Annotated in this window: 17 protein-coding genes; 9 read left to right on the top strand and 8 right to left on the bottom strand. The window is 59.6% G+C overall.

The annotated features are described in order from the left end of the window. The first annotated feature begins 5 nt into the window (after nucleotides 1–5). Nucleotides 6–890 carry a type VI secretion system tube protein Hcp gene (locus ABIQ96_RS09885; protein WP_348214414.1) on the top strand — a complete coding sequence of 295 codons (885 nt, stop codon included), beginning with the start codon at nucleotides 6–8 and terminating at the stop codon, nucleotides 888–890. Nucleotides 891–894: 4 nt separating this feature from the next. Further along, on the top strand, nucleotides 895–2,367 hold the full coding sequence (locus ABIQ96_RS09880; protein ID WP_348214413.1) for a methyltransferase: 1,473 nt from the start codon (nucleotides 895–897) through the stop codon (nucleotides 2,365–2,367). 351 nt (nucleotides 2,368–2,718) lie between these two features. Here ABIQ96_RS09880 and ABIQ96_RS09875 read toward each other — a convergent pair whose 3' ends face one another. From ABIQ96_RS09875 to ABIQ96_RS09865, 3 genes are all read right to left on the bottom strand, one after another. Further along, complete coding sequence (locus tag ABIQ96_RS09875; protein ID WP_348214412.1) at nucleotides 2,719–3,351, bottom strand: hypothetical protein; 633 nt, start codon at nucleotides 3,349–3,351, stop codon at nucleotides 2,719–2,721. 431 nt (nucleotides 3,352–3,782) lie between these two features. Continuing rightward, nucleotides 3,783–4,835 (bottom strand): ice-binding family protein, encoded by a 1,053-nt coding sequence (locus tag ABIQ96_RS09870; RefSeq protein ID WP_348214411.1) that lies wholly within the window; start codon nucleotides 4,833–4,835, stop codon nucleotides 3,783–3,785. Nucleotides 4,836–4,985: 150 nt separating this feature from the next. Next, the gene (locus ABIQ96_RS09865) at nucleotides 4,986–6,368 is read right to left on the bottom strand and encodes a sodium:proton antiporter (RefSeq protein ID WP_348214410.1); all 1,383 of its coding nucleotides are present in this window, start codon (nucleotides 6,366–6,368) and stop codon (nucleotides 4,986–4,988) included. Nucleotides 6,369–6,733: 365 nt separating this feature from the next. Here ABIQ96_RS09865 and ABIQ96_RS09860 point away from each other — a divergent pair, with 365 nt between their 5' ends. From ABIQ96_RS09860 to ABIQ96_RS09830, 7 genes are all read left to right on the top strand, one after another. Further along, nucleotides 6,734–8,191, top strand: a complete 1,458-nt coding sequence (locus tag ABIQ96_RS09860; protein ID WP_348214409.1) for a PilT/PilU family type 4a pilus ATPase — start codon at nucleotides 6,734–6,736, stop codon at nucleotides 8,189–8,191. 450 nt (nucleotides 8,192–8,641) lie between these two features. Then, complete coding sequence (locus tag ABIQ96_RS09855; protein ID WP_348214408.1) at nucleotides 8,642–9,349, top strand: DNA alkylation repair protein; 708 nt, start codon at nucleotides 8,642–8,644, stop codon at nucleotides 9,347–9,349. Nucleotides 9,350–9,454: 105 nt separating this feature from the next. Next, nucleotides 9,455–9,943, top strand: coding sequence for a hypothetical protein (locus ABIQ96_RS09850; RefSeq protein ID WP_348214407.1), 489 nt, complete (start codon nucleotides 9,455–9,457; stop codon nucleotides 9,941–9,943). Further along, nucleotides 9,940–10,275, top strand: coding sequence for a hypothetical protein (locus tag ABIQ96_RS09845; RefSeq protein WP_348214406.1), 336 nt, complete (start codon nucleotides 9,940–9,942; stop codon nucleotides 10,273–10,275). Before ABIQ96_RS09850 ends, ABIQ96_RS09845 begins: the two co-directional genes overlap by 4 nt. Nucleotides 10,276–10,466: 191 nt before the next feature. Further along, nucleotides 10,467–10,748, top strand: a complete 282-nt coding sequence (locus ABIQ96_RS09840) for a hypothetical protein (RefSeq protein WP_348214405.1) — start codon at nucleotides 10,467–10,469, stop codon at nucleotides 10,746–10,748. A gap of 374 nt (nucleotides 10,749–11,122) precedes the next feature. Beyond that, nucleotides 11,123–12,283 (top strand): serine hydrolase domain-containing protein, encoded by a 1,161-nt coding sequence (locus ABIQ96_RS09835; RefSeq protein WP_348214404.1) that lies wholly within the window; start codon nucleotides 11,123–11,125, stop codon nucleotides 12,281–12,283. An 81-nt stretch (nucleotides 12,284–12,364) separates the two neighbouring features. Next, nucleotides 12,365–14,143 (top strand): hypothetical protein, encoded by a 1,779-nt coding sequence (locus ABIQ96_RS09830; RefSeq protein ID WP_348214403.1) that lies wholly within the window; start codon nucleotides 12,365–12,367, stop codon nucleotides 14,141–14,143. Between the two features lie 5 nt (nucleotides 14,144–14,148). Here the strand turns inward: ABIQ96_RS09830 and ABIQ96_RS09825 are convergent, their stop codons facing one another. The 5 genes from ABIQ96_RS09825 to ABIQ96_RS09805 form a co-directional block, all read right to left on the bottom strand. Then, nucleotides 14,149–15,588: a hypothetical protein gene (locus tag ABIQ96_RS09825; RefSeq protein ID WP_348214402.1), complete on the bottom strand. Its 1,440-nt coding sequence runs from the start codon at nucleotides 15,586–15,588 to the stop codon at nucleotides 14,149–14,151. A 162-nt stretch (nucleotides 15,589–15,750) separates the two neighbouring features. Next, nucleotides 15,751–16,461, bottom strand: coding sequence for a YebC/PmpR family DNA-binding transcriptional regulator (locus ABIQ96_RS09820; RefSeq protein ID WP_348214401.1), 711 nt, complete (start codon nucleotides 16,459–16,461; stop codon nucleotides 15,751–15,753). A 107-nt stretch (nucleotides 16,462–16,568) separates the two neighbouring features. Beyond that, complete coding sequence (locus tag ABIQ96_RS09815) at nucleotides 16,569–17,474, bottom strand: hypothetical protein (protein ID WP_348214400.1); 906 nt, start codon at nucleotides 17,472–17,474, stop codon at nucleotides 16,569–16,571. A gap of 33 nt (nucleotides 17,475–17,507) precedes the next feature. Next, nucleotides 17,508–18,191: a prolipoprotein diacylglyceryl transferase family protein gene (locus tag ABIQ96_RS09810; protein WP_348214399.1), complete on the bottom strand. Its 684-nt coding sequence runs from the start codon at nucleotides 18,189–18,191 to the stop codon at nucleotides 17,508–17,510. Then, nucleotides 18,188–18,592, bottom strand: coding sequence for a hypothetical protein (locus tag ABIQ96_RS09805; RefSeq protein ID WP_348214398.1), 405 nt, complete (start codon nucleotides 18,590–18,592; stop codon nucleotides 18,188–18,190). Before ABIQ96_RS09805 ends, ABIQ96_RS09810 begins: the two co-directional genes overlap by 4 nt. Between the last annotated feature and the right edge of the window lie 16 nt (nucleotides 18,593–18,608).

The raw sequence follows: 18,608 nt of genomic DNA, 5'->3' as shown, positions 1-18,608 counted from the left end.
ACTTCATGAAGCTGTCAGGAACTTCGTGGCGGCATTCGGCGGTGATTTGGATGATCGCGGTATCAGCCCATGGCCAGGCCGCGGGCTGGCTGGATTTCAACGGCCAGATCAAGGGGGAATCCCTGCAAACGAGTCATGTCGATTGGATCGAAATCGAAGGCTTCCAAATCGGCGGACAACTGCATGCCGCGCAGCCGGGAAAGCTGGGTTTCACCAAACGGCTGGATCGCGCGTCGCCACCACTCACCTCCGCCTGTGCCAAAGGGACACACTATCTGAAGGCGACCTTGGACCTGAATTTCACCTCGCAGGACACCACTCACCCGGCACCGGCGCGGATCGAGCTTGAGGATGTTTTCGTTTCATCGATCGCGATCTCCTCCGGAGGCGATGTCCCGTCGGAATCGTTCGACCTCGTTTTCGGCCGGATTGTTTACACTTACTACTACGACCGCTTTACCTCGGTGATCAGCAATTACGACTTCCGGTTCGCGACTGGCTCGAGCGGCACAGGGACGAATCCGGATACCGATTCGGACGGGCTACCGGATGCATGGGAGACGACCTACGGTTTCCCCATCGGCGCCAACAACGCCGCCGGCGATCCGGATGGTGACGGACTCACCAATCTCCAGGAATACCAGCTCGGCACGGATCCGAAGTCCGGCACCTCGTTTTTCAGAGCCGCGCTCGCTCCCGTCAGCGGGTCGCCGGGGAACTATCAGCTCAGTTGGAACAGCGTGGTGGGCAAGGTTTACGTCATCGAGTGGAGCCCTGATCTAGCTACCCCTTTCGCCACCCTCCGCACCGTCACGGCGACCGCGACGACGAGCACCGCAGCCATCGCCAATGCGGGGAACGTGGGATTCTATCGGGTGCGCCCTCAATAACAGAATGAGTTCCGGCGGAGTTTTCCAGAATCTCGAAGCATGGAATCCCGCACCGCTTCGGAAACATCTCCTCAGAGGTGGCTACCACCGCGAGGCGCTCGAAGCACTCGGGCTGCCCGAGCACTGGATGCGCTCCACGGTCCGCAGCGCCGCCCTGCTCGGCCACGCGCCGGAAGGGTCCCCGGTGAATACGCTCATCCGCCTCTTCACGCTGGGCGAACCGATCGACGGTGATCGCGCGCTGCTCACGCTGGGCGATTCCATTCACGGGCTGTTGGAGATCGGTTTCCTGCAAGCCGGCGGCGGATCGATCCGCTCGAACTATCAGATCATCCCGATGGCCGATGGCTGGGTGGCCTGTGATTTCCTGAGACGCCAGGGAGAAGGCGGCGAAGACTTCGTGATGGGGGTGGGCCTATCCAGCATCACGCTCGCTTCCCTGACGCCGCCCGCCAAAGGGCGCGCTTTGGAATTGGCCTGCGGGATCGGCTGGCTGTCGGGCAAGCTGGCGAAATCCGGACTGTCGGTGGTGGCCACGGATCTGAATGTTAGGGCAATCGAGCTCGGCCGCTTCTCCGCGCGGCTGGCAGGCATCGAGGGCATCGATTTTCGTCTGGGGGACGGTTTCGCCACCGTGGCGGGAGAGACGTTCGATCTCATCGTTGCGAATCCGCCGTTTGTCCAGTCTCCGGGAGGAACGATGATTTACAAGGAATCGGCGGTGGGCGATTCGATCTGCGCGCGGTTGCTGCGGGAAGTGCCCGCGCATCTCGCGCCCGGTGGCATTGCCGTGGTGTTGATCAACTGGACCCACGCGGCCGATGACGATTGGAGCGAGGCACCGCTCTCATGGGTGGAGCCGGAAGGCATGCGCCGGTGGTTGTTTCAGTCCGACTGCTCCTCGCCCGCCGACTATGCGTGGCGGTGGATTTCCAACGACCCGCGTTTCCCGAGCGAACAGGCGGCCACGGATGAAATGCAGCGCTGGCTCGCCCACTATCAGGCCGCGGGGATCCAGCGCATCAGCGGCGGCTTCATGATCCTCCAGAAGTGCGACGCCTGCGGCGAATGGACGCGCACCGAAAGCCGCGCCGCCGAAACGCTCGACACGACCGCCGGGATCGAAGTCCTGCGGGTCATTCACAACCAAACCTGGCTTGCCTCGAATCCCGTTCTGCTAGACAGCCGCTTCGGCGTCCCGGATGGCGTCCGCGCGGAAGCCTGCATGACCTTGGGCGCGGGTGGCTGGAACCGCGAAACCATCCGACTCACGAGCCCGGCCCGGCTTTCTTACGACGGCCAGATCGATGAAAACCTCCTCCGTCTGCTAGCCCTCGTCCGCGAGGGGAAAACTCCGGCGGCCATGGTTGATGAGATCCGCACGCGCCCGGAGCTGGCGGCGATCCCGGATCTACCCGAACGGATCACGGAACTCGTGAGGGATCTGGTCTATCACGGGATGCTCGTGCCTGTTTGATTTTGCCGGAGTGCGGGTGCGGCGCGCATACCGCAGAGACGATAGCCCCGGAGGTGTCTTGCCGCGGCTCCGCGAACACACGGATGAAACCAAAAGCTGCCGACGATGATCCGCGGGCAGCCTTTTGGTCGGATTCTCCCATCTAGACCGGTTGCACAAAATTCTTTTCCGAAACGAAACGCGGAGGCGCGGAGGTCGCTGAGAGAAGCGCGGAGCCAAATCCCGGCACTTTCAGTCTCTGCGACCCTCTCCCCGGTCTCTGCGGCTCCGCGTTTCGCTTGCCGTATGAAATCCTTCCCACGGAGCTTCTCTGACCCTGAGGAAAAACGGCAATGATTTCTGTCAAAGGGTCTAATTGAATTTGCCGGTGATGAACTCCACCAGCCTTTCGTCGCTCATTTTGTTCGAGGTGCATTCTTTGGCGACGGTGTTCTTGAACTGGGGAGTCTCGGCCAGGTAATGAATGAACTGCTCCTGGATGGTGCCGGTTCCAGTCACATGCACCTCATCGGCGTTCTGCATGTGGCTGGTGATTTCCTTGAAAAAATGGGCCTGCAGGGTCTTCTGCTGGTTCTGGGCGGCGTTCTCGTTGGAATTGCCGTCGGCACCCGGGTTTTTGGCGTGGCCTACGACCTTGAACTCGCCGTCGGTGGCGTCGGCATGACCGATGATGGTGGCATGATGGTTGTCCATCCAAATGCCGAACTGCTTCTTGTTTTTAACTGACATCCGATTACCTGCCGCCGCATCGATGGAATAGCGAATGATTTTACGCCTTTTCGCGGAACTGTCATCAGGCGGGCGATGAAGGCGCTCCTCCGAGAAGAGGCCGTAGCAGCGGGGCGGGGGATCGCCGGTGACCTGGAGGTTCAGCCGGTAGCCGGTAGCGCGGCGGGCGGAATTCCAATCGACAATGAGAGTGCCGCTGCCGCCGGCCAGGATCAGGTTTTCCGGAATGCCGGGGGTGGATGGATCAAATTCCATCTGGGAGAGATGTCTCGCGCGGAGCCGCAGGGGCGCAGAGTTATGGGTTGATGGATTTTGAGGTGATTGGCAGCTTTGCTCTAACTTGGAGAATCTCTGCGTCCCCGCGCGATAACAGGATTCATTATTTCTCAGTCGGCCGCTTAGAGGCGTTCCGAAAATGGTCGGAAGCTATTTCCCGTTCCATCTGAAAGAGGTTTCTCGCGCAGAGCCGCAGGGACGCAGAGGGTTGATGGGTTTTGCGGTAATGCGCAGCCTTGCTCTAACCTAAAAAACCTCTGCGCCTTTGCGTCTCTGCGCGATAACAGAATTCATCATTTCTCAGACAGCCAATGAGGGGCGATGACAGCCGGGCAGGTCTTTCATCATCACCTACCGGAGAGGGAAACGACAGGGGTGTCGTTTCTCCCCATTCCAAGTCCGCGGAACTGTTAGCGAGGGCGGCGGATGATGAGTTGCTTGATCGCGGTTTTGCCGCCGTGGGAATCGCGGGCACGGACGTCGATTTTGTTTGAGCCGTAGGCGAGGCTATCGGCGCTGACGCCAAACTGCCATTTGCCGCCATACCCGACTTCGGCGGTTTGCCAGAGGCCTCCGTTGACGCGCCATTGGATGTCGGCGGCGGTCACGGTCGCATCGCCGCGGATGGAGATCGAGCCGGTGTGAATCGTGCGGATGCGCTCTCCGGAATAACCGAACGAGAGGGCGGGATTGGGAACCACGGCACCGGAGGCGTCATACTTCAAGCCGCGACTCCAGCCGGTGACGCCGGGTCCGCCGATGGCGTCGATCTGGTTGTTGTCCAAGGAAATGCCGGCGCGGGCCAGGGCGTGACCGCCACCGCTGCTCTTGGCGCCGAAGGTGATGCTGGTTCCGGCAAGGTAGTTGCCGGCGATGTGGTTGTTCGCTCCGATGGTGATGCCGCTTCCGGCGTTCCAGAAGATTCCGCAATCGCGCCCGCCGTTAGAGCCGGGATTGATCAGGGTGACCGTGGAATTCACGGTGGTGGTCAGTGCGGTGCCGATCTGGAAAACCCAGAAGGCCCCATTTCGGCCACGGGCATCGAGAACCAGGTCGCCGGTGAGCTTGGCGGCACCGCCGAAGGTGTAAACGCCGGGGCGCAGGGTTTTGCCGCCGAGATCGATGTTGCTGAGGGTTTTATCAGAAGGCATGCCGGCGAGGCCAACCTGGGCTTTGATGAGATCGAGCCGCGCCTGTCCCGTCACCGGGCCGGTTGCGATGATGGCACCGTTTTCAATCACCGCAGGCGGAAACCCGGTGATGCCGGAGGTGGCTCCCGGCGAAAGGCCGACGTCACCATTGCGGATGATCGTCCCGGCCACGCCGCTGCCGGTGATCGCCGTGCCGCCGAGTAGAGCGAAATTTTCCGCGGAAAGCAGGATGGTTGCCGAACTGAAGGGCGCGGAGATGAAGAGCGCCAGGGACGCCGCACAGGCGGTGCGGGAGAGATATTTTAGGGTCATTGACCTTTTAGTATGCCCGTTGTCGAGGCCACCGCAAGTGAAGTTAATTTTCCGAGGCTCGGCGCGGTTGTCCGCGCCGATGCGGGTGACTCGGTTTTTTCCCTGTAGCGTGAACTCTTGGGTGTTGGTGGCGGTGGGTGGCCGGGCCTCTTACGGAGCGATGCGCCGCTGTAACGCTTTGCGAGCTTTGATCCGCGTTGCCGCCTTTTCGTAAAAGTGCAGCAGCGGGCTGGTGATGCCATGCACCGTCACGCTGAGCGCGACCACCGACAAGGTGAGTGACACGAGTCTCCCGGTGTTTTCGTCGAGCCCGTGATTGAGGGCATAGCCAAGGTAGTAGAGGCTGCCGATGCCACGGATCCCGAACCAGCCCATCAGCCATCGTTGCGACGGACGCGTCCGCGTTTTCGCGAGAAACAATAGCGTGAACAGCGGGCGGATGACGATGAACAACGCGAGCGCCAGCGGGATCGCGCGCCAGTCCCAGTAGGTGGACAGGCAGATGCCCAGCAACACCACCATCATCATTTCCAGCAGGCGTTCCGCCGTGTCGCCGAAGGTGATGATTTCCGCGACCATGTGACCGGCGGCTTTGGTCGGGTGTTTCAATTCTTCGGGCTGGGCCGTCCGGTTGGCAAATTCCTCGGCGGGCGGATGGGGCGCTGGAGCCTTTTCGCCCGTCGGCTGATTCGCCAGGTATTCGGGGGCGGGGTGGATCTCGGTGATTTCCACCTCGGTCCGGCGGAATCCCTGTCCGGCGGCGAATACCGCGAGGAATCCCCAAGCCCCGATGGCTTCGGCGCTGGCGTAGGCCAAGGCGATGAGGGCGAGTGCGAGAAAGTCATTGGGCGCGCCGGTGTCCGGATACCGACTGCGAAGCCGGATGGCGAAGAGCCCCACCCATTTTCCCAAGAAGTATCCCGCCAGCAATCCCGCCGGGGTCGCCCACAACAGGCGGTGCAGCGCCCATCCACCCGCCCACTCGCCGACGGAGCCGTGCTCCATCCACATCAGCGCGAAGATCACGAAAGGAAAGGCGGCCCCGTCATTGAATCCTGCCTCGCCGGACAGACCGTAGCGCATCCGGTCCTGGTCGCGGGCGTCATTGACGGTGACCATCCCGGCCAGCACCGGGTCGGTCGGAGCCAGGATTCCACCTAGCAGGAAGGCCACCGGCCATGCGAGCCCGAGGACAAAATGGCTGAACACCGCGACTCCGGCGATCGTCGCCAACATCACCGGCCCGGCCAACAGAAAGGCCGCCACCCATGCCGGATGCGACAGCGGCAGCCGGAGCTTCAGCCCGCACACGAAGAGAGAAATGATCACCGCGATCTCGGTGAGGTGCTCGAAGTTGACCCTTTCCCGGATGAAATCCACGGCGATGAGATCCAGTCCCAGCGGCCCGACGGTCATGCCCAGTCCCAGATAGATCAGCGACGACGTCACCGGCAGTCGCCGGAAATACACCGACGACAGCGCCATCACCAACAGCAGCCCTCCTGCCAACGCGATCCATGCCAAAAAACTCATCCTTTGACGCGCAAGCTGGAACCGCTGCCGCGGGTTTGCAACCAGTTCCCGCCGCGATGGAGGGGTGGCCGTTAGGCCGTTTGCCGGGACCGATTGGCAGATTTCTTCCCAAGTTGATCCAGGTTCCATCCAGGTTCCATCCAGCGCCACGATCGTTAGAAATCTCAATAAACCCAACCGGCATTATTTTGAGATGATTTGAAAATGGTCGGAAGCTGTTTTCAATTCTATCCGAATCGATGTCTCGCGCAGGGGCGCGGAGTCAGGGGTTCATGGATTTTGCCCGATGCGCGATTCCTTCCAACGAAACCGGGCGCTGGCGGCTTTTATCGCGGGGGCGGGGTGATCCTTCCGCAAGAGATCTCATGGCAATCATCGACACATTCCTGAAACTGATGGTGGAACGGCAGGCCGAGAGGCTGGTGCTGGTTTCAGATCGCACGCCTTTCCTGCTGATGGATGGAGAGACGATCGAACTCTCGATGCCCGCGCTGCGGGAGGACATGCTGCGGCGGATTTCGAGCGAGATGATCGGCGAGGAGGAGCGGTATGAGGGGAAATTCCTGTCAGCGAACAGTGTGGAATTCGGCTACCGCGTCCAACCGGGCCCGCCGGAGTGGCGGATCGAAATTCACACGCTGGGAGCAGTGCCTCGGGAAGGACATACCGCGGAGGATCCACTGACGCGGGCCGTCGCCGGCTTCATGAAAACTCCCTCCAAGCCAGCCGCCATGGAGGTCGCCGGAAGGGAACCGTCCCCGGGCCGACCGGATCCGGAGCTGGTGGCCCTGCTCGATCAGGCGCTTTTGGAGAATGCCTCGGATCTTTTTCTATCATCCGGCAAGCCGCCACGCATCCGCCGGAATGGCGTTATCGTTGCGCTCGATGCGGGTGCGCCGAACCGCCAGCAGATTCTGGCGCTGGTGCCCGACGACGATGCCCGCGGCGCACTTGAGCAATGCGGCAGTGTCGATTTCGCCGTCCGCTGGGAAATGCCGGACGGGCCCCGCCGCATTCGCATCAATGTCTTCCGGCATCTGGATGGCGTGGCCGCCGCGCTGCGACCGATCCGCCGCCGCGCGCCGCAGCTCTCGGAGCTTTCCCTTTCCGAGGATCTCCATCAGCTCGCCACATTTCCTAACGGGCTGGTGCTGGTGACCGGAGTCGCCGGTTCGGGGAAATCGACCACCTTGGCGGCGCTGGTGGATTTCCTCAACCGCACCCGTCCCCGGCACATCATCACCCTCGAGGATCCCATCGAATACGAGCACCGCGAGATCCAGTGCATGATTCATCAGCGCGAGGTCGGCAGCAATGTGGAGAGCTTCGCGACCGGCCTGCGCGCGGCCCTGCGCGAAAGCCCGGACGTCATTCTGCTAGGGGAGATGCGCGACCACGACACGATCTCCGCCGCCCTAACCGCCGCGGAAACCGGACACCTGGTTCTTTCCACGCTCCACTCCGCCAGCGCCTCGACGGCGATCAACCGCATCGTCGATGTGTTTCCCGGCCACCAGCAGGGCCACATCCGCAGCCAGTTGGCATTGTCGCTGCGGGCCGTGTTGTCGCAACGCCTCGTGCCGTCCCGCAGCGGAGGGCTGGTTCCCGCCGTGGAAAAGCTGCTAGTGACTCCGGCGGTCGCTAACGGAATCCGGGAAGGCCAGGACCATTTCATGCGCAACGCCATGCTGACCGGCGGCGAAGACGGGATGATCACTCTCGAACGCTCCCTGGCCACCCTGGTCCGGGATCGGCTCATCGACCGGGAAACCGCCCTCCGCGCGGCGACCGATCCGAAGCTCCTGCTGCATCTGCTGGAGTGATGGCGAATGCTGGAAATAAAGATGATGATGGATGGCTCGCGCAGGCGCAAAGGTCGCAGAGGGACGCGAAGTTTTTAACCTGGAATGGAAGATGGTTGGAACAGGAGGAAGCGGAGAATAAATATGTCAGGCGGATGAGTCGTGATCTTCATTTCGGTCCAATCTATTTCCCCGATTCTCAGCTACCTCCGCTCCTTCCTGTTAAAATCCATTTCGGTTTCCAAGCTTAAGTTGTTTATTGATAGGAAAATTCAAGGGGCACTTCAATTATCTTTGCGTTCCTTCGCGACCTCTGCGCCTTTGCGGTAAATCTTCTGAATTTACCGCAGCCGCCCCTTCTCAGGGCTTCGGAAATTTTCAGACATCCTCCAAGGTCGAACCCTCCGCGGCAGGAGGGATCATTTTCATTTTACGAACGCATTCGCGGCGCTATTGAAATCGGAACATCCCATGACCGCGAAACAGATCCTTGAAGAGATTCGGCCGCTGGGCCGGGACAGCTACAGGAAGGTGCTGTTGAACCACGGGGTGAAGGAGCCGTGCTTCGGCGTGAAGATCGAGGAGTTGCAGAAGATCCGGAAGCGCATCCGGATCGATTACCGGCTGGCGCTGGAACTCTATGACACCGGCGTTTACGACGCGATGTATCTGGCCGGGTTGATCGCCGACGACGCGCGCATGACCCTCGAGGATTTGCAGCACTGGGTGACGAAAGCGGATTGCGGCGCGCTCGTCGGCTCGACCGTGCCATGGGTCGCCGCCGGCAGCCCGCACGGCCGGGCGATCGCACTGGAGTGGATCGACTCGCCGGCGGAACTCGTGGCGGCGGCCGGTTGGGCGACGCTGGCCAGCCTGGTTTCCATCAAGGATGACACGGAACTCGATGCCACGGAATTGAAAGCACTGCTCGAACGCGTGCGGCGGACGATCCATCAGTCACCGGACAAAGTCCGCTATCAGATGAACGGATTCGTCATCGCCACCGGCTGTTATGTGGGTGCCTTGACCGACACCTCTCTGAAGTGCGGCGAGCAAATCGGCCCGGTGACTGTGGACATGGGCAAGACCTCCTGTCAGGTCCCTTTCTCCGCGGACTATATCCGGAAAGTCCAACAACGCGGCACCATCGGCAGGAAACGCAAATCGGCGAAGTGCTGAATTTTGAACCCACCCGGTTCGGAATAAAAACCGCCTCGCCAAACCGTAACAGTTGCGCCAATAACAAAGGCAACGGATGAATTTTCCACGAGAAATGGCCTGATCATGAAAAAACCGTCCACTTTATTACTACTTGGGTCGGGCGTTCTCATCCTCGCTTTATGGTATCTTCTTGGAAGACCCTACTCAGATCCACAGCGCGAAAAGCCTCCATCTGAAAATTCCAAACCATTGAGTTTAAGATCAAGTCCCGATGGAGAGGCCAGCCCGTTTCGAACTCGTTCCAAGATCCGCGATACCACGGACACCTTTTCGCAATATCTGAACAGAATTGCCCCGGTGACAGATATTGACGATCCCTCAGACACCTATTTTCAGGGCTACCTGCTGGTCCGGCAGGCTCAGAATAAACGTGAAGAATTCGGCAAAGAAAAAGCCGATCGTTCGCTCCTTGAGATTTACGGCAAGGCATACTCCCACTTTTTGGGTGTGCAAATTTCGAAGCCGGAATGGAAAAAGGAAATGGTCCGCACACGTCTCAATCAGACAAAGGATGAACTTAAGGAAATCTACCTGGCCAGCCGCACCCAATGACGGGATTTTTACCGGATGCCGGACCATTCGCGGATGAGAACCTGCCATACCTTTTCAATTTCATGAAGGGCCTGCCTAACAAAACATTGATGCCTTGGTGGCACAGCCTGATGTATTCGACGGGGATCCTCCTGTTGGTGTGCGGTCTTCCGGGCACGTTGCTCTTCTGGCTCGGCGTTGCTTTCGGCCTTCCCGGAATGGGTGACTTTCCCGAAATTTTTGAACCCGCTTCCCGCATGATCGCTGCGGAGATTATTATCGCCGGGATTTTGTTGCTCCTCGCCCATCGAATTTCCAAGCATCGGGAACCCAAGGGAACCACCGCACCATAAGGCACACACCAACGCCGAAGCCTCTCAAGTATAACGTCTTGCTGACGCTCCCGGAAATCCGTTCGTCAAAACCGCTCATTCCCTCATCCTGTGTGTGGGCGAACCGAGATGTTGGATCTATCAACTTTCCCCCGCCCCCGAACCAGTTTCGGAGTTATTGCGGCCGGGGAAATCCGGTTACCTCATCTCTCATGACAGGTCTGCATTCATCGGAAAACGGACTCTTGCAACGACCGCCGACATGGCTAAAATCCGGCATGGTCAGGCTCATGGATGTTCAGATGCAGGCTGCGGAACTCTCGATTGAAGAGAAGGAGAGCTTGCTCGCATTCTTGATTCATGAACTCCCCTCGCCTCCGTCGGGGGCCGATGATGATGAGGTTCTGCGTCGGGAGGAAGAAATGGATTCCGGTGCGGTTGCATCCATTTCCCACGAGGAATTTCTCGATCGAGTGGGGCGTCGGCCGGCGTGAGGAAGATTTTTCACAACCCCAAGGTGCCTGCGGAGGTTCGCGACCTTCTCGAGTATTACGATGGAATTTCGCGTGAATTGGGAGACCGGTTTTGGTCGGAGCTATCCGCAGCCATCGAATATTCCGGCCGCCATCCCGAGAGACACCATTTCGATTCGCTGGGTCTCGGCCTCAGGCGCGGCAATTTGAAGGATTTTCCCATTCACTTTTTATTCAGGGTTTTTCCAGGCCATATTCGGGTAACGGTCGTCCGGCATGACCACCGCCGCCCCTCGTTTGGAATGCGGAGGAAATGAAAAATCCCATGGAAACGCTCATGGCATGAACTCCGTTTCAGTATTGTCGAGGCCGGGGAAATCCTTTTGCCTCGGAACATGACAAAACACCTTGCCCGGCTCGGAGGATTGGCCGCTGTCTTGATGAGCACCCTACACGCCGCGCCGCCGGTAATGGAGGCGGTGGACGCGAAGATGAAAGCCTTCGTGGAGGCGAAGGAAATCGCCGGGGTCGTAACGCTGGTGGCGGATGACGAAAAAATTCTGCATCTCTCGGCGGTCGGATTTTCCGAGATCGACAAAAAGACGCCGATGCCGACGGACGCCGTTTTCTGGATCGCCTCGATGACCAAGCCGGTGACGGCGACGGCGGTGATGATGATGCAGGAGGAGGGAAAACTCTCGATGGACGATTCGGTGGCGAAGTATTTGCCGGAGTTCCGCTATCTGAAAGATGCGGCGGGCAACGAGGTGGTGATCACCCTCAAACAATGCCTGACCCACAGCAGCGGCCTGAGCGACCTAACGCCGGAGGAAACGAAGAACCTGACATCGCTCAAGGAACTGACGCCGGTGGTCGCCGCCAAGCCGGTGCAATTTCCTCCAGGCAGCAAGTGGCAGTATTGTCAGACAGGGATCAATACCGCGGCGCGCATCGTGGAAGTGGTATCCGGCAAGTCATTTCCCGAGTTCGTGCAGGATCGTTTGTTCGATCCGCTGGGAATGAAGGACACCAGTTTCTATCCGAATGCGGAGCTCGTTGCCCGGCTCGCCACGTCCTACAAGCGGACCGACGCCGGGGAGCTCGAAAAAGCGGATTTATTTTTCCTTAACGGCAAGTCGCCTTCCGAAAAAGGCCGCTATCCGATGGCGAACGGCGGCCTGTTTTCGACCGCCACGGACTACTCGATCTTCGCGCGGATGATCCTGCGCGGTGGCGAGTGGGACGGGAAACGTTATCTGAAAGAAGAAACCGTGAAGCAGATGACCAGCGTCCAGAGCGGCGATCTGGTCACCGGCTTCACCCCCGGCAACGCGTGGGGCCTCGGCTGGTGCGTCGTCCGCGAACCGCAGGGCGTGAGCGCCGCGCTGTCGCCGGGGTCTTTCGGACATGGCGGGCTCTTCGGCACGCAGGCGTGGATCGATCCGGTGAAGAAGCGGATCTATCTGTTATTCATCCAGCGCGCGAATTTCACCAACCAAGGCGGTTCGGACGGTTCCGACATTCGCCGCGATTTCCAAAACGCCGCCGCGAAATAAGGTGACGACCCTTCCCGTTATTTTCCGGGCTCTGGAAAAGAGAGTTGCCGGGGTGCGCCTCCCGCTTGGTAGAGTCCGGAGGTGAACGGAGAACCCATGACGACGGCGGAAGCGAAATTGGCCAGACCGTGGCTGCCGTTTGCGCTGATCATCCTTGCCGCGGCGCTGGCGCATCTGTGGTGCCTAGGGTCGCAGTTTTACATGGATGATTTCCCGCAGATCGTGGACAAGGACGTTGTCCTGTCGGGCCATTTTCAAGTCTGGAACCACACCGTGTGGACCACGCTGTGGTACATCATTCAAAACAAGCTCTTTGGGATGTCGCCGGTGGCGTTTCATGCGTTCAACTGGCTGCTGCACACGGCGGTGGCCTGTGTGTTGTTCGGATTTGGCCGGGATTTCCTGAAAGGAAGATGGCCGGAAGGAGTGGCGCTTTTCGGCGCGCTGTTGTTCGCCGTGCATCCGCTGGCCAGCGAGATCCCGAACTACGCGCGGACCCAGGACCTCGCGTGGGTGACACTTTTTTCACTGCTCGCCGCATGGGCCATGCTGCGCTACCTGCAGGAGGGTGGCTGGGGATCGGTGCAGGGAACAGATGGCCAAATTCCGGTGGTCCAGCGCTCGAACCGGTGGTGGAAACTGGTTTTCTGCGTGCTGGCGACGGTGGGTGCGACGTTTTCGAAAGGCCCCGGAATGTTTCACGCGGTGATCGACACCGCCGTGGTGGCAGGGGCCACCTTGGCACAGGGCCATGCCTCGGGCCTGCGGAAAATCGGGAAACGCGAGGTCGGCATCGGGGTCGTGATATTCGCCGCAGTGGTTGCGGTAGCGTGGGCCACCGGCATGCTCAATGGCTGGCTCGGTTCGTTCCACCTCTGGAAGGAGCCGCGTTTCATCGGCCATGCGTATACCCTCTCGCGGGTATTTTGGGAATTCGGGTGGCGCAGCGTGATCCCGGTATCTCTCAGCTCCGACCATCTCATCGCCGAGACTCTGATCCCGCCGGGCGCTCATTTCTGGAACATCCCGGACAAGGGCGCGATGGTTGCGATGGCTTCTTTTCTCGGCTTGGCGGCCTTCAGCGTTTTTCTCATCTGGCGGAAACCGACCCGACTGTTTGGCGTCTGCCTGTTTCTTTTCATCGAGGCGATCCTGCTGCGGTTTCTCTATCTGATCCCCGAGTTCATGCCGGAATACCGGATCTATCCGGGCATGCCGTGGTTCTGCCTCGGCGCGGCCATCCTGTTGGTAACGGTGTGGCGATACCTGTTTGAAACAATGTCGCCGCGCATCCCTGCGGTGATCCTGCTGGGTATCTTCGCGCTTCTGTCCGCCCGGCGTTCCTTCCTGTGGCACGACCTCTACACGCTGACCGCCAATGTGCTGGAGCGCTACCCAGCCCGCGCCCGCGCCCTATGGGAACTCAACGACCGCGACGTGGCGGCAGAAAATTGGCAGCCGATCATTGATCGCCAGAAGACCATGTGGCCGGAAATCGAGCGGCATTTCATCGAGCAAAACAAGATCCTCGCCCCCGCGCGCGAGATCCCCAGCGGAGATTTCGTCCTCGCCATGGTGGCGATTCAAGGCCGCTACGCCCGCGCCGTCGCCCATAATACCAAAACACCCGCCGCCGGGATGCAGGTGATGGCGATGCTGGAGGCGCACATGAAGCAAATGCAAATGACGCCCGAGAACAAACCGCTCGAATGGGGCTATTTCTATCACGACAAGGCGCTGATTCTCGAACAGGCGGGAAACAACGAGGCGGCCGCCGAACTGCTGCGCAAAAAAGAGGTTCCCAGCTTCTGGCCTTACGACCTCGAGCGCATCGAGAAGAAGCTCAAGCCAGGGTCATAACAAGCCTACCTGACAGCCCGCACGGGTTCCTTGACGACCGTGGCCCTTAGCCCCTGTTTCAAGGTTCGCCCGTCCCGCAGCTTGGCGCCATCCGCCAGGATGGTGGCGCCACTCTCCAATTTCACCTCCGATTTCTTGTGCCAATCAAACTTCTCCGGCTGTTGAAAATTGCAAAGAAAGTCAGATCTCAACTCCATCATGGGATCTGTTCCAAAAGACGGCTCGGCGAGGAATGAAGCAAACACGTCTTCTTTTGCGTCGAGCAGCTCGATCGAGGCTTTCACTCCGGACTTCGAAAGAACTGAAAATCTAGCAATACCCGGATCGGGCGCGGGGCCGGCGGCGATCCATACCTCGCACAAAACATTCTCTTGAGGACCGCGGCAATCCATCAACGTGAAAACCTGCGCGATCAAATCGATCGTCGAGTCACCCTTGCACCACACGAAAATCCTTTTGGTCGTCGCATCATAAGCAGCGAAATCGCCTTGATCAAAAACGACTGCCGTCTTCGACAAGCACGACCGCAAATCATATACCGGCCCTGCCAGATAGCCTTCAAGGTCCTTCGGAATTACAGCAACAGGCAGATCGGGTGATAAAATCGATTCCGTCTTCGGGGCTTCGGCGAACGGATCCTTCTCCTGAGGCACTGCGGGCATTCCCGCAAGCGACCTAATGTCGTCGTCTGGCACTTCCATGGTGAATAGTTTGAGAGATCCCGCGATTGGCAGTTCGCGAAGATCATGCCATTCGGATTCGAGCGTGGAATCCAAACAGGAAGTGAATTTGTCGCCACCCTGCAAAAGGCGCGCGTCGCGCCAGGGTATTTCGTCGGCGAGAAGGATTTCGCTCCTGGCATTTATCCGCCATGCAGGACCATGGCCGGCAGCATGCCAGGTTGCCAACGGGACGGCACGGTTGTCCCTCAGATACAGGAGCGAATAGAGGTTGCCGTGTTGGATTCCGTCCCCGTCCGGGATGTCCCAAGAAAGGGAAAGCTGGCTGCTCACCATATCCTTTGTTAAAACATAGGATTCAGCCCTTATGAAGAAAGAGCATTTCCAGCTTGGGATTTCCACCTGACTAGCCCCTGGCGTTATCAGCCCTGGTTGAACCGTTTGCGACACGGAAGCAAGAACCGGTTCGTTTTCGGCGGGAAAACCCTCAGGCTTGCCAGATCGGATCCAATCGACACTCAATTTCACATTGCGGGTTTGTTCCCGAAATCCCGTCAGCTCCTCGACCCGCCACTGGTCCAGCATGACTCCATGAACCACCACCAGCCGCTGCGTTTGGTTCCAAAGCGCCCAGCCGTTTTGCAACGAGACTTTTTTCTCACGCAGAATACCGGTGAGATCGTGAAGCTCATCTCCCGCCGCAACGAAGGGCGTGCCCGAGGGGGCTTCTTTCAGCACAGGACATTCGGCCATGGGTTTGCCCAACACCGGGCCGCGGGCGAAGTGGTAGGCGAACGTTTCCGCCCCGTGGCAGATCCCCACAAGCAGCGCCGCCAGCGGAATCCAAAGCAGTTTCCCGTTCATTCCCGGGTTCTAGCAGCGATGCCGGTGTGCCGCAAGGGAAAGCGCAGCCGCCTATCGGGGACTTCAAGCCAGGTTCGTGAAGACCGCCTGCACGTCGTCGTCGTCCTCGATCTTGTCGAGGATCGCCTCGACCTCTTCCATCTGCTCTTCCGTTAGCTCGATCGGCTGGGTCGGCAGGCGTTGGAGACTGGATTTCGTCGGCACGATGCCTTGGGCTTCGACCGCCTGCGTCAGTTTTGCGAACGCGCCATACTCGCCGATGAGGGTGACGATGCCGTCGTCCACCGACAGTTCTTCCAGTCCGGCGTCGATGAGTTCGAGTTCAAGCTCTTCAAGATCGCGGCCTTCAGGCACGGGAAACTCGACGACGGACTTGCGGTTGAACATGAAATCCAGTTGCCCGCCGTTCACGAGCTGGCCGCCGTTTTTGTTGAAAATGATCTTCAGGTTGCCGACCGAGCGGTTGGAATTGTCCGTCGCGCACTCGACGACGAACAACGAGCCGTGCGGGCCTTTGCCCTCGTAGGTGATTTCCGAAATGTCCGCGGCGTCCTTGCCGGCGGCGCGCTTGATGGCGTTTTCGATGTTTTCCTTCGAGAGGTTTTGGGCCTTCGCGTTGTTGATCGCCACCCGCAGCGGGGCGTTGGATTCCGGGTCGGGGCCACCATTTTTCGCGGCCATCGTGATGGATTTGGCGAGCTTCGGAAATACCTTGGACATGGTGGCCCAACGCGATTCCTTCGCCCGGCGGCGGCATTCGAAATGTCTTCCCATGGTTTTCTGGTCGGTTGAAAAGTGACCCGGCGATTCACCGGGACCGGGATCTAAGCAGGGATGCGCGGGGATGCAAGCGAAGTGGTGACCCGCCACAGCCAGGCAGCTTATTGCTCGATCTCCTCCAGCGGGTTGGCGGGTCCGGGGGCGAACTTCTCGTCGAGCTGGAGGATCGATGGCTGGCGGGTTTTCATGTCCGGATAGGAACCGGCGAGCCACTTGATCCGCTCCGACCGCTGTTTCAGCTCCTGATAGAACTGGGTGAGATGGGGCGGAATCGCGCCGCCGGGAGGGATGACGGCCACCATGTCTTCCAACAGGTGGATCGTGTTTCCAAGGCCTTCAGACTGGATCAGCGTGTCCGCGGTGCTGCGGACGACGCCGGGCGAGATGCCGCTGGGAATTCTCGCCAGCAGTTCGGTCGCGAGCTTGCTGTCGTTCGCCGCGGCACCGGACATGACCGCGCCCCAGAATTCGGCGGGTTGGTCCGTTTCCGGCTGGCCTTCAAGCCATGTCAGCGCTCCTTTGGGATCCTTGGCGGCCCAACCCTTGAGCACTTCCCGGCGGTTGAAGGTGTATTGTTCCTGTCCGTGATGGGCGAAATACTCCATGGCGTCCGGCCCGGCGACCTCACCGACGCGGGACATGAAAAGCGACCACTCGGTTTCATGGATGCGGCCTTCCTCCAGCGTCTGGCGGATGTATTCCTTCCAGAGCGTGTTCCAATTTTCAGCCGTGGTGTTGTCCAGCAGGATCATCAGCCGCTGGAACCGCTCCGTCCGGTTGGGAGCGGAAAGCGCGTGGTTGGCCAGCCGTCGCAGGTCCGCCTCATCCCTTGGGGCCGGCTGGGCCGCCCTTTCCGTCCGCGTGGAGTCCCTGCCGTCCTTCTTCGCGTTGCGGGCTTGTTCCGCCACCGGTGCGGTGGCTGGAGGCTTTTTCCCCACCAGCGTTCCGCACAAGGCGGTGAGAACAACAGCCCCGGCCCAATAGATGCGTTCCCGTTTCCTATCCATTTGCTGATGCAATAGCGGCCACGGCTCAGGCTGTCAAATCATCCGGCGGCTTGCGGAATCTCTCTGCCGATAAGCCACCACCGCAGCGAAAGCCGTCGCAAGCCCGAGAAGCTGATACCCGGACAGTCCGCCAAACGGCTTCGGCGTGGCCCGCAGGAATTCGTGGCCGAAGCGGAACAGCCCGTAAGCGATCAGATAGACGTGGAAATGCTGGCCAGTCAGCCAATGCCTCCCCCGCATCACCCAGAGGCAAACCATCGCCGCCACTTGAAATCCGATTTCCACCGGCACCGACGGCCAAGTCCCGAACGAACAAACAATCCCGCCGCAACACCCGGCGTATAAACAACCGATCCGCCCGAGGATCAGCGGCACCGGCAGCAACATCGCAAACCGGTCGCCCGTGTTCTCGCGGTAATCCAAAACCTTCTTCGCGATCTCCACGCCGATCCACCCGCCCGGCAACGCACCCATGATCGATTTCCCGGACAACCAGATGACCCAGCGGTTAGAATCATGGAAATGCAGCCAGCCTTCCGCGAACAGGAACGCAAGCTTCGCCCCGGCAAATGCGCCAGCCAATCCCGCCGCATAGATCAACGCGACCCGACCGTCCTTCTTCGATTCGCGGAACCAATACACCGCCCCCCAAGCGATGCCGATGAGGAGCATCAGGGCGTAAATCGGGGAACCGACGGGTGTAATGGGGAAATTCAAAATTTGATTGTGCCTATCAGGCATCCAAGAAAAAGCGCCAGCGAGGCCAGCAGGGGAATCAGAAACAGCTGAATGAAGAAAAACAAAATGGTACGAGCAAATATTCCACGGGGCTCGCTCCGGGCACTGATGGAAAGCAAGGCATGATACCAGCCCGTTCCGAGAACAAAAATAACGTTGACCACCACCCACGACAAGACTCCCAGGCGATGAGGGATCAGGTGACCCTGATACCAGACGACCCCCCAAGCGCTGAGAACCGCAAACCCGGCAGGAAGTATCCATAAAATCACCCTGAACCACGCCACGGCCCGGTTGACAGGAGGCTTGGCGACCGGTTCGCAAGCCAGGTTTCGGGAGCCGGGCCATTCGCGATTCGGTTTGATCGGTGGTTCGTTCATTTCCAGTTCCTCCACT

The sequence above is a fragment of the Luteolibacter sp. genome (genome assembly GCF_039920825.1).
Classification (GTDB): Bacteria; Verrucomicrobiota; Verrucomicrobiia; order Verrucomicrobiales; family Akkermansiaceae; genus Luteolibacter.
This window is presented reverse-complemented; position numbering and strand designations above follow the sequence as displayed.

What these genes read in the sequence shown, in the direction of transcription:
- ABIQ96_RS09885 (WP_348214414.1), top strand. Translation starts at nt 6, where the DNA reads ATGAAGCTGTCAGGAACTTCGTGGCGGCATTCGGCGGTGATTTGGATG.
- ABIQ96_RS09880 (WP_348214413.1), top strand. Translation starts at nt 895, where the DNA reads ATGAGTTCCGGCGGAGTTTTCCAGAATCTCGAAGCATGGAATCCCGCA.
- ABIQ96_RS09875 (WP_348214412.1), bottom strand. Translation starts at nt 3,351, where the DNA reads ATGGAATTTGATCCATCCACCCCCGGCATTCCGGAAAACCTGATCCTG.
- ABIQ96_RS09870 (WP_348214411.1), bottom strand. Translation starts at nt 4,835, where the DNA reads ATGACCCTAAAATATCTCTCCCGCACCGCCTGTGCGGCGTCCCTGGCG.
- ABIQ96_RS09865 (WP_348214410.1), bottom strand. Translation starts at nt 6,368, where the DNA reads ATGAGTTTTTTGGCATGGATCGCGTTGGCAGGAGGGCTGCTGTTGGTG.
- ABIQ96_RS09860 (WP_348214409.1), top strand. Translation starts at nt 6,734, where the DNA reads ATGGCAATCATCGACACATTCCTGAAACTGATGGTGGAACGGCAGGCC.
- ABIQ96_RS09855 (WP_348214408.1), top strand. Translation starts at nt 8,642, where the DNA reads ATGACCGCGAAACAGATCCTTGAAGAGATTCGGCCGCTGGGCCGGGAC.
- ABIQ96_RS09850 (WP_348214407.1), top strand. Translation starts at nt 9,455, where the DNA reads ATGAAAAAACCGTCCACTTTATTACTACTTGGGTCGGGCGTTCTCATC.
- ABIQ96_RS09845 (WP_348214406.1), top strand. Translation starts at nt 9,940, where the DNA reads ATGACGGGATTTTTACCGGATGCCGGACCATTCGCGGATGAGAACCTG.
- ABIQ96_RS09840 (WP_348214405.1), top strand. Translation starts at nt 10,467, where the DNA reads ATGACAGGTCTGCATTCATCGGAAAACGGACTCTTGCAACGACCGCCG.
- ABIQ96_RS09835 (WP_348214404.1), top strand. Translation starts at nt 11,123, where the DNA reads ATGACAAAACACCTTGCCCGGCTCGGAGGATTGGCCGCTGTCTTGATG.
- ABIQ96_RS09820 (WP_348214401.1), bottom strand. Translation starts at nt 16,461, where the DNA reads ATGGGAAGACATTTCGAATGCCGCCGCCGGGCGAAGGAATCGCGTTGG.
- ABIQ96_RS09815 (WP_348214400.1), bottom strand. Translation starts at nt 17,474, where the DNA reads ATGGATAGGAAACGGGAACGCATCTATTGGGCCGGGGCTGTTGTTCTC.
- ABIQ96_RS09805 (WP_348214398.1), bottom strand. Translation starts at nt 18,592, where the DNA reads ATGAACGAACCACCGATCAAACCGAATCGCGAATGGCCCGGCTCCCGA.